Genomic DNA, 15,364 nt, shown 5'->3' on the forward strand with positions numbered 1-15,364 from the left:
ACCGAGATGATTGCATTTACTGCGGCGGAGATCGCCGACATCACCCATGGCCGTTTGACCGGAGATCCGGGCATCGTGCCTTCCTCTGTGGTCACTGACTCACGGGAGGCCACACCTGGCACGCTGTACGTGGCCAAGCCCGGCGAGCACGCCGACGGCCACAGTTTCGTCGACGCCGCGTTCGCACGTGGTGCCGTCCTGGTCCTGGCCGAACGCGAAGTGACCGACTCCAACGGCACCCCGTATCCCGCCGTCGTGGTGGACGATGCCGTCTTGGCCATGGGCGCCCTGGCCGCTGAAGCCGTCCGCCGTATCCGGACTGAGCGTGAACAGCGTGGAGAGCAGTTCACGGTGGTCGGTATCACCGGCTCTGCCGGAAAGACCACAACCAAGGACCTCCTGGCCGGAGTTTTGTCCACGGCCGGGGCCACAGTGGCTCCGCAGGGCTCCTACAACGGCGAGGTCGGCGTCCCGCTGACAGTTTTCGCAGCTGACGCCGGGACCCGCTTCCTGGTCATCGAAATGGGTGCCACGGGCCTGGGGCACATCAAGTATCTGGCCGGCATGGTCAAACCCGACATCGGGGTGGTCCTGATGGTTGGTACGGCGCACGCCGGTGAGTTCGGTGGCGTGGAGAATATCGCCAAAACCAAGGGTGAGCTGGTCGAAGCCCTCAGCGAAAACGGCACGGCCGTGCTCAATCTTGACGATGGCCGCGTGGCTGCGATGCGCTCACGGACCAACGCAAAGGTCCTGGGATTCTCGGCCCAGCCGGCAACCAGCGAGGAGGTCGAGGCCCGCAACGTCGTGGTTGATGCCGACGGCTATCCCGGCTTCGATCTTGTACTTCCCGACGGCGGACCGTCCGTCCCCGTCCACAGCCGCCTCATCGGCGCGCACCACGTGACGAACCTGCTGGCAGCCGCTGCCGCTGCGTTTGCTGCCGGCATTCCTGCCGCTGACATCGCGTTGTCCTTGAGCTCGCAGCAGGCTGCAAGCAGGTGGCGGATGGAACGCACGGAACGCGAAGACGGCGTCACCATCATCAACGACGCCTACAACGCCAATCCTGAATCCATGCGCGCGGCACTGCGCACCCTGGCGGACATCGGGCAAGGCCGGAGGACCTGGGCTGTCCTTGGAGCAATGCTTGAGCTGGGAGAAGACTCCATCCGTGAGCACACCGCGGTGGGCACACAGGTAGTGCGGCTGAACATCTCACGGCTGGTGGTGGTTGGACGCGAAGCGCGTGCACTGTACGTCTCCGCGATCCAGGAAGGCTCCTGGGGTGACGAGTGCTCCTTCACTGAAACCGTGGAGGAAGCCTACGAACTCCTGCAGAACGAACTCAGGCCGGGCGACCTCGTGTTGTTCAAGTCCTCCAACGGCGTTGGACTAAGGCACTTGGGTGATCGGATAGCATTACCTCCACGGGCCGAGCCCACCGGAGAAAGCGCGGCAGAACCTGCCGCAAGCGAAGGGAACGAGCTGCTGTGATTGCACTTTTGATCGGCGCCGGCGTCGCCCTTCTGGTGGCCCTGATTGGTACACCCCTCTTCATTAGGTTCCTGGTAGCCAAGAGCTACGGGCAATTCATCCGCGATGATGGGCCCACCTCCCACCACACCAAGCGAGGTACCCCCACGATGGGTGGAACTGTCGTGGTGGCGGCTGTGCTCATCAGCTACTTCGTGACCCACCTGATCATGTGGATGATGAATCCCCGATCAGCCGGCCCCTCGGCGTCCGGGCTTCTACTGCTGTTCCTCATGGTCGGCATGGGCTTTGTCGGGTTCCTGGATGATTACATCAAGATCTCCAACAAACGCAGCCTGGGCCTCAACGCCCGCGCCAAGCTCATTCTCCAGGCCGCTGTCGGCATCATCTTCGCAGTGCTGGTCCTGCAGTTCCCCAACGAGGACGGACTTCGGCCCGCCTCAACGCAGATCTCCCTGGTGCGGGACATCCCCTGGCTGGATCTCGCGTTCGGCGGGACTGTCCTGGGTGCCATCTTGTTCATCGTGTGGTCCAACCTGATCATCACGGCGGCCACCAATGGCGTGAACCTTACTGATGGCCTGGACGGCCTGGCCGCGGGCGCCTCCATCATGGTCTTCGGCGCGTACACGATCATGGGCATCTGGCAGAACAACCAGGCCTGCGGCTCTCCCCGGGAATTCGGCAGCGGCTGTTACCAGGTACGTGATCCCATGGACCTCGCCCTGCTCGCCGCGATCCTCAGCGCCGCCCTCGTGGGATTCCTCTGGTGGAATACTTCACCGGCCAAGATCTTCATGGGGGACACCGGCTCGCTGGCCATTGGCGGTGCCGTGGCAGCCTTCGCCATCCTCTCCCGCACCGAGTTGCTGCTGGCATTCATTGGCGGCTTGTTTGTGCTGATCACCCTCTCGGTCATCATCCAAGTTGGTTTCTTCAAGCTCTCCGGCGGCAAGCGGGTCTTCAAGATGGCCCCGCTTCAGCACCACTTCGAACTGAAGGGCTGGGCGGAAGTCACCGTGGTGGTCCGGTTCTGGATCCTGGCCGGGCTTTTCGTGGCCGCGGGCCTGGGAATCTTCTACGCTGAATGGGTGGTGCTGCTGTGAACGAAAGCCCCGAGACCAAGACTTCCACCATTGACCGGCTTAAGGACCTCACCAGCTGGGATGCCAACTGGAGCGGGCTGCGGGTTGTTGTGACAGGCATCGGCCTGTCCGGCTTCTCTGCCGCGGACACGCTGATCGAGCTTGGAGCCAAGGTGGTGGTGGTGGATGCCGCGACCACCGACAAAGCCAAGGCCCAGGCGGACACCCTGAAGATCGTGGGTGCCGTCGATGTCCTCCTCGGGGAGGACGCCGTCAACGCTCTTCCTCTGATCGACGACGCTTTGCCTGACCTGGTGGTGACCTCGCCCGGCTGGCGCCCGGACCAAGCCCTGCTCGCGGCAGCCAAGCGTAAGCACATCCCGGTATGGGGCGACGTCGAACTGGCCTGGCGCCTGCGCGTCCGTGAAGGACGCAAGACGACCGAGTGGCTGGCAATCACCGGAACCAACGGCAAGACCACCACAGTGGGAATGACCGAATCCATGCTGCAGGCCGCCGGTTTGAAGGCAATAGCGGTGGGGAACGTGGGAACGCCGATCCTGGATGCCCTCCGGGATCCGGTTGACTACGATGTTTTCGCTGTGGAGCTGTCCAGCTTTCAGCTCCACTGGAGCCACTCCCTGTCACCGGTGGCAAGCGTGTGCCTCAACGTCGCCGAAGACCACGTGGACTGGCATGGTTCCTATGCCTCCTACCTCGCGGACAAGGCCAAGGTGTATGAAAACACCCAAAAGGCCGCGATCTACAATGCCGAGCAGATCGAAACAGAACGCATGGTGGAGAATGCGGACGTCGTGGAGGGCTGCCGGGCCATCGGCTTCACCACCAACACTCCTGCCATCAGCATGGTGGGCGTGGTGGAAGGCCTTCTGGTGGACCGTGCCTTCATCGCCGAGCGCAAGGACTCCGCGGCAGAGCTCGCTGCCATGGCGGACCTTGGTCCCGTCGCCCCGCGCCACATGGTGGCCAATGCACTGGCAGCCGCAGCACTGGTCAGGGCCTACGGAGTTGGACCCTCGGCCGTGAAGCAGGGCCTGATCAACTATCTGCCCGGCGCCCACCGCATCCAGTTGGTGGCCAAGCATAACGACATCCTGTGGATCAACGACTCCAAGGCGACCAATCCGCACGCTGCCTCGGCGGCCCTTTCGGCCTTCCAGAATGTGGTCTGGATTGCCGGAGGCTTGTCCAAGGGCGTCAACTATGACGATCTGGTCAAGGAACATGCACCCCGGCTCAAGGCCGTGGTCCTCATTGGAACGGACACCGGCCAGCTTGAGGCCTCGCTCCAGCGACACGCGCCGGATGTCCCCGTGATATCCCAAGCCAAGGGTGACACTGAGAGTGTGCAGACCGCAGCCGGTAACGCCGCTTCGCCAATTTTCGGCGAGACCGTCATGGCCCAGGCCGTGGCGTCCGCGGCGGGAGTGGCAAGCCCGGGCGATACCGTCCTCATGGCACCAGCGGCTGCGTCCATGGATCAGTTCTCTTCCTACGCTCACCGTGGCGACGCATTCGTCCAGGCAGTTCGCGAGCTTGTGGAAGGGCAGGCACAGACCACCGAGGAGTAACAATGGTCAGCACGCCCACCCGCACCCGCGGCAAAGAGCCACAGGACGGGAAGAACAAGGCCACGCCCAAGGGCGGCAGCCAGCCCAAAGGACTCCGCCGGCACTGGCGCATCTTCTGGGAAAGCCTTGAAGGCAAAAGCAAGGCTCCCAACAGCTCCACCTACTACCTCATACTGGGTTGCGCCCTTGCTTTGACGGCCATTGGCATCATGATGGTGCTGTCCGCTTCAAGCGTCGAGGCAATTTCTGAAGGAAAGTCACCCTACGCGGATGCCATGAAGCAGGCCGTGTTTGGCGTCGTTGGCCTGATCGCCATGTATGTCATTTCGCGGACCAACGTGAACTGGATGAAAAGGTTGTCATGGTGGGCACTGGGCGCTGTTGTGGTCCTCCTCGCCTTGGTCCAGGTCATGGGCAACACCGTCAACGGTAACAAGAACTGGATCGACATCGGCGGTGTCACGCTCCAGCCTTCCGAGATGTCCAAACTGGTCCTGTGCGTATGGATTGCTGCCGTTCTTGCCCGGAAGCAGAAGCTGCTCAACCGCTGGATGCACGTCATCATCCCGGTGGTCCCGGGTGCGGGCCTGGTCATCGGTTTGGTCATGCTCGGCAACGACCTCGGAACTGTCATCGTCATTGCGGCCATCACAGCCGCCGGCCTCTACTTTGCCGGCGTCCCTGGTCGGATGCTGGGCATCGCCGGTGCCGTGGGGGTGGTCGGGGCAGTCCTTGCCACGGTCAGCAGCGCCAACCGCATTTGCCGCATCACTTCCTGGCTGGGTACGGCTTCGGCATCGTGCACCGAGCAGTTCGATTTCGATTTCCAGTCAACCAACGGCATGTACGGCCTGGCCCAGGGGAGTTGGACGGGCCTGGGACTGGGCCAGAGCCGGCAGAAGTACAACTGGCTCCCCGAGGCCCACAACGACTTCATCTTCGCCATCATCGGCGAGGAACTGGGGTTGGTGGGAACCATCGTCGTCCTGGTGCTGTTCGCGATCCTGGGCATTGCGATTTTCCGGGTGGTCGTCCGCCAGACCGATCCCTTCCAGCGGACCCTCGCCGGCGGGATCATGGTGTGGCTTCTGGGCCAGGCGAGCATGAACATGGCTGTGGTCACGCAGTTGCTGCCCGTAGTGGGAGTGCCATTGCCCTTCATCTCGTACGGCGGTTCGGCGCTGATCATGTCCCTATGTGGCGTGGGCGTAGTGTTGTCTTTGGCCCGCGGCCAGCTGCCACCCCAGCAACGTCCACGATTCCTGCCGCGCCGTTCACCCAAACCCGCACGAAAGCGTACCTAGTACTTCATGACTTCTGATTCCCACGCGTCCAAGCCTTTGTCGGTCGTCCTCGCAGGCGGCGGAACCGCCGGGCACGTCAGCCCATTGTTGGCCATCGCTGATGCCATCAGGGAAAAGCGCCCGGAGGCGTCCATCCTGACTGTTGGAACGCCGTCGGGAATGGAAACCAGACTCATCCCGGCGGCCGGGTACCGGCTGGCTACCATCGACAGGGTTCCCTTCCCGCGCCGTCCATCCGTCGACCTGCTCAAACTCCCGGGCCGCCTCGCAGGAGCCGTCAAGCAAGCCAGGGGCATCCTCGAGGATTCCCAGGCCGACGTCCTGGTGGGCGTGGGCGGTTATGTGTGCACGCCCATGTACCTCGCGGCCCGGCGACTCGGTATTCCGATCGTCGTCCACGAGGCCAACATGAAGGCAGGACTCGCCAACCGCGTCGGTGCCAGGTTCAGCCGCCACGTCGCTGTGGCGTTCGCAGGCACACGCCTGAAGGGCGCCCGCCACGTGGGCATGCCGATGCGGCGCGCCATCTCCACGCTCGACCGGGGCTCGGCCGCTCCGGCTGCCAAGGCCCTGCTCGGCCTGCACCCCGATCGTCCGGCGTTGATCGTGACCGGAGGCTCGTCCGGCGCACTCAGCATCAACCGGGCAATCGCTGCCGCTTTGCCTACCTTCGCCGCAGCCGGCATCCAGACCCTCCACATCACCGGCGTCGGTAAAGCTGTCAAGAATGACGACGGCGGCCTGCTGGCCGGTGACGGCTACCGCCAGGTTGAGTACGTGGACGGGATGGAGAACGTCTACGCTGCCGCCGACGTTCTGCTGGCCCGCGCTGGGGCGGGTACCGTCAGCGAGGTCGCTGCGGTAGGTGTTCCCGCGGTCTTCGTGCCCTTGCCGATCGGAAACGGGGAGCAGGCCTTGAACGCAGCCCCACTGGTGGAGGCCGGCGGCGCGCTGCTCGTCGAAGACCAGGACCTGGGTCCGCAGTGGCTGGAGCAGGAGCTGATTCCCTTGCTCTCGGACCGGAGCCGGTTGAACGACATGGCCCGGAAGTCCGAAGCCCTTGGTATAAGAAACGCCGATCAGCGCATGGCTGATCTTGTCCTGGAAGCGGTATCCGCATGACCACCAGCATTGCCCCCCTCGAGAACCTCGGCCGGGTCCACTTCATTGGCATCGGCGGCGTCGGCATGTCCGCCGTCGCACGGATCATGGTGGCCCGTGGGGTCCCGGTGAGCGGCAGTGACGCAAAGGACCTTCCAGTCATGCGGGACCTCGCAGCAGCCGGCGCGCGCGTCGCCGTTGGATATGATGCCGCCAATCTTGGCGATGCCCAGACAGTGGTTGCGGGCTCGGCCATCCGGGCCGACAACCCGGAACTGGTCGCGGCACGCAGCGCTGGATTACCTGTCCTCCACCGTTCTGAAGGCCTGGCCGCCACCATGGCCGGTCACCGCGTAGTCACCGTCGCAGGCACGCATGGAAAATCCACCACGACGTCCATGATCGCTGTGCTCCTGAAGGAAGCGGGCCTGGATCCCTCCTTCGCGATCGGGGCAAATGTTCCCTCACTGGGCGTCAACGCAGCCCACGGTGCCTCGGACATCTTCGTGGCCGAAGCCGACGAATCCGACGGCTCCTTCCTGAACTACCAGCCGCTGATCTCGGTAGTGACGAACGTCGAAGCCGATCACTTGGACCACTACGGGACACCCGAAGCCGTCTTTGCGTCCTTCGACGCTTTCGCCGCGCTGCTGCCGGCACATGGCCTCCTGCTCGCCTGCGCAGACGACCCGGGCGCGCTTGCCCTCGCCCAACGCACCGCTGCGGCCGGAACTACCCGTGTCCGCACCTATGGCACATCAGGCGAGGCCGACATCAAACTTCACGACGGCGGACCGGGAGAGGTGTCGGTGGGGGTTGGCGACGACGTCCACCGCCTCGACCTCAAAGTACCGGGACGCCACAATGCGCTGAACGCGGCAGCTGCCTTCGCCGTCGCCCTTGAACTTGGGGTGGCTCCAGCTGCCGCCGCGGCGGCGTTGGGTCACTTCACCGGGGCCTCGCGGAGGTTCGAACTGAAGGGAGAGGGGAGCGGAGTCCGGGTCTACGACGATTACGCCCACCATCCCACGGAGGTCCGGGCTGCCCTTTCGGCGGCACGTTCGGTCGCGGGGGAGCACAAGGTGCACGTTCTCTTCCAGCCGCACCTGTTTTCCCGGACCCGCGAATTCGCCAGCGAATTTGCCTCCGCATTGGATGCCGCGGACACGGCCCTGGTCCTGGATATCTACCCCGCGCGCGAGGACCCCATTCCGGGTGTCACCAGCACGTTGATTACCGGGCAGTTGTCCACGGGCCGCCTTGTCGCGGCCGCTGAGGCAGTGGACGCCATTGTGGCTGCCACGGGCGAGGGTGATGTGGTCCTGACCGTGGGAGCCGGTGATGTCACGGCATACGGGCCCATGATCGTGGAGGCTCTGGGTGGCTAGCACCCGGAAGCCGACGTACAAGCAGGCCGCCCGCCCGGGCGGCCAGGATGCCGCCCGTCCTCCCAGGACGGGCGGTGGTGAAGCCGACGGCGTCATCAGCGCCCAGCGGGACCTCGAACCCGAGGCCGCATCGCCCGCCAAAACACCGGGCAAGTCCGCCGGCAAACCTGCGGGGAAAGCAACCGGGGCGAAACCGGCCGCGAAAGCATCCACGTCCTCGGGGCCATCCGGGGACAACGTCATCGCCTTTCCGGAGCCCAAACGCCGGCGCCACCGCCGTGTCATGTGGTGGACCGTTTCAGTGGTTACCACACTCGTTGCCGTGCTGATCGCCGGGGCAATCTTTTCCCCGGTGCTCGCAGTGCGTTCCATTACGGTTGACGGCACCACATTGCTGACGCCCGACGCCGTGCAGAAGGCGTTGTCACCCCTTGATGGAAAGCCCCTGCCGCAGGTCAGTGAGCAAGAGATCAACGAACTCCTCAAACCGCTGGTGCAGGTCCGTTCGGCGACCATGGAGGCACGTCCACCCTCCGGGCTCCTGGTGCACGTCAACGAGCGTGTACCGGTGGCCCTGCTCAAACAGGGTGATGCCTACATCATGGTTGATGTCGACGGAGTGCAGCTCGGGGCTACAAAGGACCTTTCGGCCGTGGCGCTCCCTCTCATCGACGCGGGCGCAGCGTCAACCAACACGGAGTTGTTCAAGGCCATCGCCGCTGTCCTGGACACCTTGCCGGCGGACGTCCGGGCGAGGATGTCCACAGCGTCCGCTGCCTCGCCTGATGCGGTGGAACTCAAACTGGTGGACGGAAAGACGGTAGTGTGGGGCAATGCCGAGGACAGGGAGCTGAAGGCGAAGGCACTGGAAGCGTTGCTGAAGATGCCGGCAGATCCCAAGGTTCCCGTCAGCGTCTATGACGTCAGCGTTCCCCGGCATCCATTCACCAAATAAACAGCATCGACAAAGTGACGCTGCAGGCGCCGGTAGCCTTAAATCGCGACATTCACACGACACGCGCAAGCGGTCATTGCATGTGCGAACCAGAGGAAATACCGTCGCAGTAGAGTTACTTGACATAACTATAACCTTCAACTAGAGGGTTAAGGTCCAAGGATTCACACGTTGGACTCGATCAGTTTCGCTATAGGACACAAGCAAGGGGCACGAAACGTGGCAGCACCGCAGAATTACCTGGCCGTCATCAAGGTCGTCGGCATCGGCGGCGGTGGCGTGAACGCAGTCAACCGCATGATCGAGGTCGGCCTTCGGGGAGTCGAGTTCATCGCCATCAATACTGACGCGCAGGCGCTGCTCATGAGCGACGCCGACGTCAAGCTTGACGTCGGCCGCGAACTGACGCGCGGCCTTGGCGCCGGCGCCAATCCCGAGGTTGGCAAGCAGGCCGCAGAGGACCACGCTGACGAGATCGAAGAAGTTCTCCGTGGCGCTGACATGGTTTTCGTTACCGCTGGGGAAGGCGGTGGCACCGGCACCGGTGGCGCTCCCGTAGTTGCGCGCATCGCCCGCTCCCTCGGTGCGCTCACCATTGGTGTGGTGACCCGCCCGTTCACGTTCGAGGGCCGCCGTCGTGCAGGTTCCGCCGAGGCGGGCATCGACGCGCTCCGCGATGAAGTCGACACCCTGATCGTCATCCCCAACGACCGCCTCCTGTCCATCAGCGACCGCAACGTCTCCGTCCTGGACGCCTTCCGCTCAGCGGACCAGGTGCTCCTTTCCGGTGTCCAGGGCATCACCGACCTCATCACCACGCCGGGCCTGATCAACCTGGACTTCGCCGACGTCAAGTCCGTCATGCAGGGCGCCGGTTCGGCGCTGATGGGTATCGGTTCCGCCCGGGGCGAGGACCGCGCCGTCAAGGCAGCGGAACTCGCCATTGCGTCCCCGCTCCTGGAAGCCTCCATTGATGGTGCCCACGGTGTGCTGCTCTCCATCCAGGGTGGCTCGGACCTTGGCCTCTTCGAAATCAACGAGGCAGCCCGCCTTGTCCAGGAAGTCGCCCACCCCGAAGCCAACATCATCTTCGGTGCCGTCATCGACGATGCCCTCGGTGACGAAGCACGCGTCACCGTCATCGCCGCAGGGTTCGACGACGTCAAGGCCACCTCGCCGTCGATGGACCAGTCCCGTCCCGCCCAGAACCCCGTCCCGGCCGAGCGCCCGGCAGCGCCGTCCAGTGCGCCGTCGAACGCTGTTCCGCAGCACGCTACGGCTGGTATCGGTGCGTCCGGTTTGAGCAACTGGGGCCAGCAGCGTCCCTCCGCCTTGCCCGCCGACTCAGGTTTCGACGTCGATCTTCCCGCTGTGGTGGAACCGGATCTTTCGGGCAACCGCTCGGACGACCTCGACGTTCCTGACTTCCTGAAGTAAGCCGCGTCCGGAAGAGTCAGTACTTGGTGTTTTTGTGGCGAGCTGAAGTCAGGCCCGGCGTCTCTGTAGCCTTCACGGATACGGGCGCCGGGAACCTGGCCCTCCACGTGGGGGACAAGCCCGACGACGTGAAGCTCCGGCGTGTCCAGCTGGAAGAAGCAGCGGGCCTGGGCTCCAGGAAGTTTCAATTCATGGACCAGGTACATGGCAACCACGTCGAGTTCATCGCCTCCCACGGCGCCGGGCCGACTGCCGACGCCATGGTCTCTGCCTCTGTCATCGCCGACGGTTCGCCCCAACCGTTGGCGGTGATGGTGGCTGACTGTGTGCCGGTGGTCCTTGTGGGGACTGATTCCAGCGACAACCCGGTCATTGCTGTTGCCCATGCCGGACGTCCGGGAGTCGCATCGGGAGTAGTGACCTCCACGGTTGCCGGGATGCGCGGCCGCGGGGCTGTTGATATCCAGGCCTGGGTCGGCCCCTCCATATGCGGGGCCTGCTACGAAGTTCCAGAACAGCTCCGCTCCGAAGTGGCGGCCAAGGTGCCCGCTACGTGGTCCTCTACGTCCTGGGGCACGCCCTCCCTGGACTTGCCGGCCGGGGTGCGCGCCCAGTTGGACGAGGCCGGCGTGGAGGTGGAGTACCTGGGGGAGTGCACCTTGGAGAGTGATTCCCTGTTTTCCTACCGCCGGGACGCGCGCACCGGCCGCTTTGCAGGATTGGTTTGGACGCATGACTGAGCCCGGCAACAACGAGGCCCGACTGGCCGGTGCCGCCGGGGAGGCGGACGCCCGCTCCGCGCAGCTGGCGGAGCGGCTTGCCGTCGTCAAGCACCGGATTGAGGCAGCCACTGCAGCCGCCGGCCGGACGGAAACTCCCCGGTTGATAGTCGTCACCAAGTTCCATCCCGCCGACGACGTCCGCCGGCTCTCCGCCTTGGGAATCACCGATGTCGGTGAAAACCGGGACCAGGAAGCCGCGGCGAAGGCTGCCGAACTTACCGGGATGGACCTTCGCTGGCACTTCATCGGTCAGCTGCAAAGCAACAAGGCAAAGTCCGTGGCCAAGTATGCGTCCTCCGTCCAGTCGATCGACAGGCTCCAGCTGGTTGATGCGTTGGCTAAAGCCATCGCACGGGAGCAGGACGCCACCGGCAGGAATGACCTCGATTGCTTCATCCAGGTCAGCCTGGATGACGACGCCGGTGCGCACCGTGGCGGTGCCGCCCCGGAGGCTGTTGGGGAACTTGCCGAACGGATTGAGTCTGCTGCCGGCCTGCGGTTGTCCGGCCTGATGGCGGTTGCCCCGCTGGGCGCCGATCCGGAGGAAGCTTTCGCCAGACTGGCAGGCATTTCCGATGCCCTGCGTGGGGACCACCCTGACGCAACGGCCATTTCCGCCGGCATGAGCCAGGATCTGGAGGCTGCCGTGAAGTTCGGGGCGACACACCTGAGAATTGGCTCCGATATTCTCGGTTCCCGTCCGGCCGTGGGGTAGCGTCAAAGTATTGGAATGACGGGCCGGGGTTCCAATATGTCAAGTCATGGCGGCCCGCCTACTGCAGAAACGATAGGAGTGCACCATGGCTGGCGCTCTGCGCAAGACAATGATCTATCTTGGGCTCGCCGACGGCGATGAACACTACGAATCTGAGCAGTCCGTCGCCGCGCACCACGACGAAGAACGCCCCCAGGCACAGGATCGGGAAGAGCGACGCGCGCCCGCTCCCGTCCGGGAAGTTGTCCGTGAAATGCCCCCCGTTGAGGTCGAAGAGGAATACCGCGCACCCGTGACACCCATTAAGCGTGCGGCGTCCAGCCGCGAAGATGCCTCGGGCTTGAGGCAGATCACCACCGTCCATCCCCGCTCCTACAACGATGCCAAGATCATCGGTGAGAGTTTCAGGGACGGAATCCCGGTCATCATGAATGTCACCGACATGGGTGAAGCCGATGCCAAGCGCCTGGTGGACTTCTCCGCCGGATTGGTCTTTGGCCTCCACGGCAGCATCGAGCGGGTTACCAACAAGGTCTTCCTGTTGTCGCCGTCGTATGTTGAGGTCATCGGAGATGACAAGAAGGCCAGCGAAACGCAGGCCAGCTTCTTCAACCAAAGCTGACAACAAGCTGTTAAGCAGATGCCAGGCGGGTCACCCTGCCTGGCATCTGTGTTGCAATAGTAGGGACCGATCGGCATTCCGGAACAAGTGGGAGATCTGAGCTAACTCGTGGGCATTGTTTTCGGCCTTATCTATATTGTGCTGTTCCTGTTCTTCATCGCCCTGATCATCCGCCTCGTTTTCGAGTGGGTTCAGATGTTTGCCCGCCAGTGGCGGCCGCGCGGTGTGGCATTGGTAACAGCACACGTGGTGTACTCCGTCACGGATCCGCCCCTGGCAAGGCTCCGTCGGCTGATACCGCCACTCCAGCTGGGCGGAATATCCTTGGATTTGGGCTTCCTGATCCTGATAGTTGCAGTTCTCATTGGGATGAACGTGGCAGCTGGCTTGGCATAAGTGCCCGCGGAACCAGGGCCACCGATGGTCCATAGGCCGCAAATTCTCCAAATCAACACGATGGTGTTGAATTGGAGGAAACAGATGATATTTAGGTACCGTAGTTTTGAACGGCCGGAAGGCCTACTGACTAACTAGACCAACGAGGTGACCAGATGGCTTTGACGCCAGAAGACGTTGTCAACAAGCGCTTTCAGCCGACCAAGTTCCGCGAAGGCTACGACCAGGACGAGGTAGATGACTTCCTCGACGAGATCGTGGTGGAACTGCGCCGCTTGAACCAGGAGAATGACGAACTTCGCAAGAAGCTCGGCGAAGCTGGTTCGGCTGTGCCTGCTGCAACCGCTGCGGCTCCGGTCGTCGAAAAGGTTCCGGCTCCCGTCAAGGTCGACAAGGAAGCTGAGGCGAAGGCAGAAGCCGAAGCCAAGGCTGCCGAAGCTGCCAAGAAGAAGGAAGCCGAGCAGGCTGCCGCAGCTGCGAAGGCCCCGGCCGCAAGCAACAGTGTGACTCCCTCCGCTGAATCCGCTGCCGGCCTGCTTGCCATGGCGCAGCAGATGCACGACAAGCACGTCGCCGATGGTGCGCAGCAGAAGGAAAAGATCATCGCCGAGGCTCAGATCGAGGCCTCCAGCCTCGTCAACGACGCCCAGGAGAAGTCCCGCAAGATCCTTGGCGCCCTCGAGCAGCAGCGTTCGGTCCTGGAGCGCAAGGTTGAGCAGCTCCGTGGCTTCGAGCGTGACTACCGTTCACGTCTGAAGGCCTACATCGAAGGCCAGCTGCGCGATCTGGATGCCCGTGGTTCCGTCGCTGCCCCCGAGGTCGGCGAAGCAACCGCAGACGTTTAGCAAGTATTCTGAAAGCCGGTGGCTGAGGACTCCTCGGCCGCCGGCCTTTGCTTGTTAAAGCCCAAAAGCGGTCAACGCGCCAAGAAGCAGCCCGCCACGCCTCCCGAATGAAAGCACTATGACAGACGACCTCAGCGATGACGCCCCGCAGGCTGCGCCCACCGCGCGGCGGAAGTGGCGTCCGGCCATGCTCTGGCTCTTTGCCGGCTTCGCCGCGTTCGCATACACGTTTGACCAGCTCACCAAGCTCTGGGTGACCAGCACCATGACCGAGGGGGAGCGTATCCCGGTCCTTCCCCCACTGCTGCATTGGTACTACATCAGGAATTCCGGTGCAGCCTTTTCGATCGGCGAGAATGTGACGTGGATCTTCACCATCGTCATGGCCGCTGTTTCTGTGGCGATCCTTTTCCAGCTTCGTCGGCTGGGATCGGCCTGGTGGGCGCTTTCCTTGGGCCTTCTCCTGGGCGGTGCCCTCGGCAACCTGACCGACCGGTTGTTCCGCGAGCCCTCTTTCGCCATGGGACACGTCGTCGACTTCATCCAGTTGCCGAATTTCGCCATCTTCAACATTGCCGACTCCGCCGTGGTATCCGGCGTCGTTATCATCTGTCTGCTTACCCTGCGGGGGATCGGCATGGACGGCAGCCGCCATGTAGCCACCACCAAGACCGCAGGGGATAAGAAGCCGGCCAGCGGGGGCACTGCCGGTGAGTGATTCCGTAGTTGTACCCGACGATCTGGCCGGCGTCCGCGCTGATGCCGGCCTGGCCCGGTTGCTGGACATCTCCAGGTCTGCCGCAGCGCTGTTGATTGCTGAGGGCAACGTCACCAGTGGCGGTGCAGTCCTGGGCAAATCTGCAAAGCTCGTTGCCGGCGCCGTCCTGGACATCACGGTTCCGGAACGTCGTGACCCCCTGGAAGTCGTGGAGGAAGTTGTGGAAGGCCTGAAGATCCTGCTGGACGACGAGGACTTTGTTGTCATCGACAAGCCTGTAGGAGTTGCAGCGCATCCCTCGCCCGGCTGGGTCGGTCCGACGGTGGTTGGCGGCCTCGCCGGGGCGGGATACCGCATCTCTACGTCGGGAGCACCTGAGCGGGCGGGTATCGTGCACAGGCTCGACGTCGGTACGTCCGGTGTCATGGTGGTGGCGAAGACGGAGCACGCCTACACGGTGCTGAAGAAGGCCTTCAAGGAACGCACCGTCGACAAGGTCTATCACGCCGTCGTCCAAGGCCTGCCCGACCCCCTGGAAGGCACCATCGATGCGCCCATTGGCCGCCACCCGGGCCATGACTGGCGTTTCGCAGTCATCGAGGATGGCCGCCCGTCCGTCACGCACTATGAGGTTCTGGAAGCCTTCGGAAAGGCGACCCTGGTTGAAGTGCACCTGGAGACAGGACGTACGCACCAGATCCGGGTTCACTTCTCCGCTTTGAGGCATCCCTGTGCCGGAGATCTCACCTACGGGGCCGACCCCCGCCTGGCCGCGACCCTTGGCCTGACCCGGCAATGGCTGCATGCCCGCAAGCTTGGCTTCACCCACCCCCGGACCGGCGATTGGGTGGAGGTTGCCAGCAATTATCCGGCAGACCTCCAATACGCTTTGGACCTTCTCGCAACAGGATCCGCCTAGCCCGGGAC

The 15,364-nt window shown here is 63.5% G+C and carries 15 protein-coding genes; all 15 read left to right on the forward strand.

From position 1 onward, the window contains the following. Positions 1-6: 6 nt before the first annotated feature. Entirely contained in the window at positions 7-1,497 is a 1,491-nt protein-coding gene (murF, locus tag ACFUOZ_RS00290) for a UDP-N-acetylmuramoyl-tripeptide--D-alanyl-D-alanine ligase (protein ID WP_377543500.1), read from the forward strand. Continuing rightward, positions 1,494-2,603: a phospho-N-acetylmuramoyl-pentapeptide-transferase gene (gene mraY / locus ACFUOZ_RS00295; RefSeq protein WP_144662576.1), complete on the forward strand. Its 1,110-nt coding sequence runs from the start codon at positions 1,494-1,496 to the stop codon at positions 2,601-2,603. Before murF ends, mraY begins: the two co-directional genes overlap by 4 nt. Then, positions 2,585-4,174 (forward strand): UDP-N-acetylmuramoyl-L-alanine--D-glutamate ligase, encoded by a 1,590-nt coding sequence (gene murD / locus ACFUOZ_RS00300; protein ID WP_377543503.1) that lies wholly within the window; start codon positions 2,585-2,587, stop codon positions 4,172-4,174. The genes mraY and murD overlap by 19 nt, the downstream gene beginning before the upstream one ends. Positions 4,175-4,176: 2 nt before the next feature. Then, on the forward strand, positions 4,177-5,478 hold the full coding sequence (ftsW, locus tag ACFUOZ_RS00305) for a putative lipid II flippase FtsW (RefSeq protein WP_377543505.1): 1,302 nt from the start codon (positions 4,177-4,179) through the stop codon (positions 5,476-5,478). 6 nt (positions 5,479-5,484) lie between these two features. Next, positions 5,485-6,600, forward strand: coding sequence for an undecaprenyldiphospho-muramoylpentapeptide beta-N-acetylglucosaminyltransferase (murG, locus tag ACFUOZ_RS00310; protein ID WP_377543507.1), 1,116 nt, complete (start codon positions 5,485-5,487; stop codon positions 6,598-6,600). Continuing rightward, positions 6,597-7,967: a UDP-N-acetylmuramate--L-alanine ligase gene (gene murC / locus ACFUOZ_RS00315; protein ID WP_377543509.1), complete on the forward strand. Its 1,371-nt coding sequence runs from the start codon at positions 6,597-6,599 to the stop codon at positions 7,965-7,967. The genes murG and murC overlap by 4 nt, the downstream gene beginning before the upstream one ends. After that, positions 7,960-8,922 (forward strand): FtsQ-type POTRA domain-containing protein, encoded by a 963-nt coding sequence (locus ACFUOZ_RS00320; RefSeq protein ID WP_377543511.1) that lies wholly within the window; start codon positions 7,960-7,962, stop codon positions 8,920-8,922. The genes murC and ACFUOZ_RS00320 overlap by 8 nt, the downstream gene beginning before the upstream one ends. A 219-nt stretch (positions 8,923-9,141) precedes the next feature. Continuing rightward, positions 9,142-10,359 carry a cell division protein FtsZ gene (gene ftsZ / locus ACFUOZ_RS00325; RefSeq protein WP_377543513.1) on the forward strand — a complete coding sequence of 406 codons (1,218 nt, stop codon included), beginning with the start codon at positions 9,142-9,144 and terminating at the stop codon, positions 10,357-10,359. A 26-nt stretch (positions 10,360-10,385) separates the two neighbouring features. Further along, complete coding sequence (locus tag ACFUOZ_RS00330) at positions 10,386-11,099, forward strand: polyphenol oxidase family protein (RefSeq protein ID WP_377543515.1); 714 nt, start codon at positions 10,386-10,388, stop codon at positions 11,097-11,099. Beyond that, positions 11,092-11,856, forward strand: coding sequence for a YggS family pyridoxal phosphate-dependent enzyme (locus ACFUOZ_RS00335; RefSeq protein ID WP_377543517.1), 765 nt, complete (start codon positions 11,092-11,094; stop codon positions 11,854-11,856). Before ACFUOZ_RS00330 ends, ACFUOZ_RS00335 begins: the two co-directional genes overlap by 8 nt. Positions 11,857-11,941: 85 nt before the next feature. Then, positions 11,942-12,478 carry a cell division protein SepF gene (locus ACFUOZ_RS00340; RefSeq protein ID WP_377543519.1) on the forward strand — a complete coding sequence of 179 codons (537 nt, stop codon included), beginning with the start codon at positions 11,942-11,944 and terminating at the stop codon, positions 12,476-12,478. Positions 12,479-12,586: 108 nt separating this feature from the next. Then, complete coding sequence (locus tag ACFUOZ_RS00345; protein ID WP_377543521.1) at positions 12,587-12,874, forward strand: YggT family protein; 288 nt, start codon at positions 12,587-12,589, stop codon at positions 12,872-12,874. 155 nt (positions 12,875-13,029) lie between these two features. Next, positions 13,030-13,719, forward strand: coding sequence for a DivIVA domain-containing protein (locus ACFUOZ_RS00350; RefSeq protein WP_144662565.1), 690 nt, complete (start codon positions 13,030-13,032; stop codon positions 13,717-13,719). A 118-nt stretch (positions 13,720-13,837) separates the two neighbouring features. Beyond that, complete coding sequence (gene lspA, locus ACFUOZ_RS00355) at positions 13,838-14,437, forward strand: signal peptidase II (RefSeq protein WP_377543523.1); 600 nt, start codon at positions 13,838-13,840, stop codon at positions 14,435-14,437. Next, positions 14,430-15,356 (forward strand): RluA family pseudouridine synthase, encoded by a 927-nt coding sequence (locus tag ACFUOZ_RS00360; protein ID WP_377543525.1) that lies wholly within the window; start codon positions 14,430-14,432, stop codon positions 15,354-15,356. Before lspA ends, ACFUOZ_RS00360 begins: the two co-directional genes overlap by 8 nt. Positions 15,357-15,364 lie beyond the last annotated feature (8 nt).

The sequence above is a fragment of the Paenarthrobacter sp. NPDC057355 genome, assembly GCF_042667405.1.
GTDB lineage: Bacteria > Actinomycetota > Actinomycetes > Actinomycetales > Micrococcaceae > Arthrobacter.

Excerpts from the sequence above, each read along its gene's own strand:
- murF (WP_377543500.1), top strand. The coding sequence starts at position 7 with ATGATTGCATTTACTGCGGCGGAGATCGCCGACATCACCCATGGCCGT.
- murD (WP_377543503.1), top strand. The coding sequence starts at position 2,585 with ATGGGTGGTGCTGCTGTGAACGAAAGCCCCGAGACCAAGACTTCCACC.
- ftsW (WP_377543505.1), top strand. The coding sequence starts at position 4,177 with ATGGTCAGCACGCCCACCCGCACCCGCGGCAAAGAGCCACAGGACGGG.
- murG (WP_377543507.1), top strand. The coding sequence starts at position 5,485 with ATGACTTCTGATTCCCACGCGTCCAAGCCTTTGTCGGTCGTCCTCGCA.
- murC (WP_377543509.1), top strand. The coding sequence starts at position 6,597 with ATGACCACCAGCATTGCCCCCCTCGAGAACCTCGGCCGGGTCCACTTC.
- ACFUOZ_RS00335 (WP_377543517.1), top strand. The coding sequence starts at position 11,092 with ATGACTGAGCCCGGCAACAACGAGGCCCGACTGGCCGGTGCCGCCGGG.
- ACFUOZ_RS00340 (WP_377543519.1), top strand. The coding sequence starts at position 11,942 with ATGGCTGGCGCTCTGCGCAAGACAATGATCTATCTTGGGCTCGCCGAC.
- ACFUOZ_RS00350 (WP_144662565.1), top strand. The coding sequence starts at position 13,030 with ATGGCTTTGACGCCAGAAGACGTTGTCAACAAGCGCTTTCAGCCGACC.
- lspA (WP_377543523.1), top strand. The coding sequence starts at position 13,838 with ATGACAGACGACCTCAGCGATGACGCCCCGCAGGCTGCGCCCACCGCG.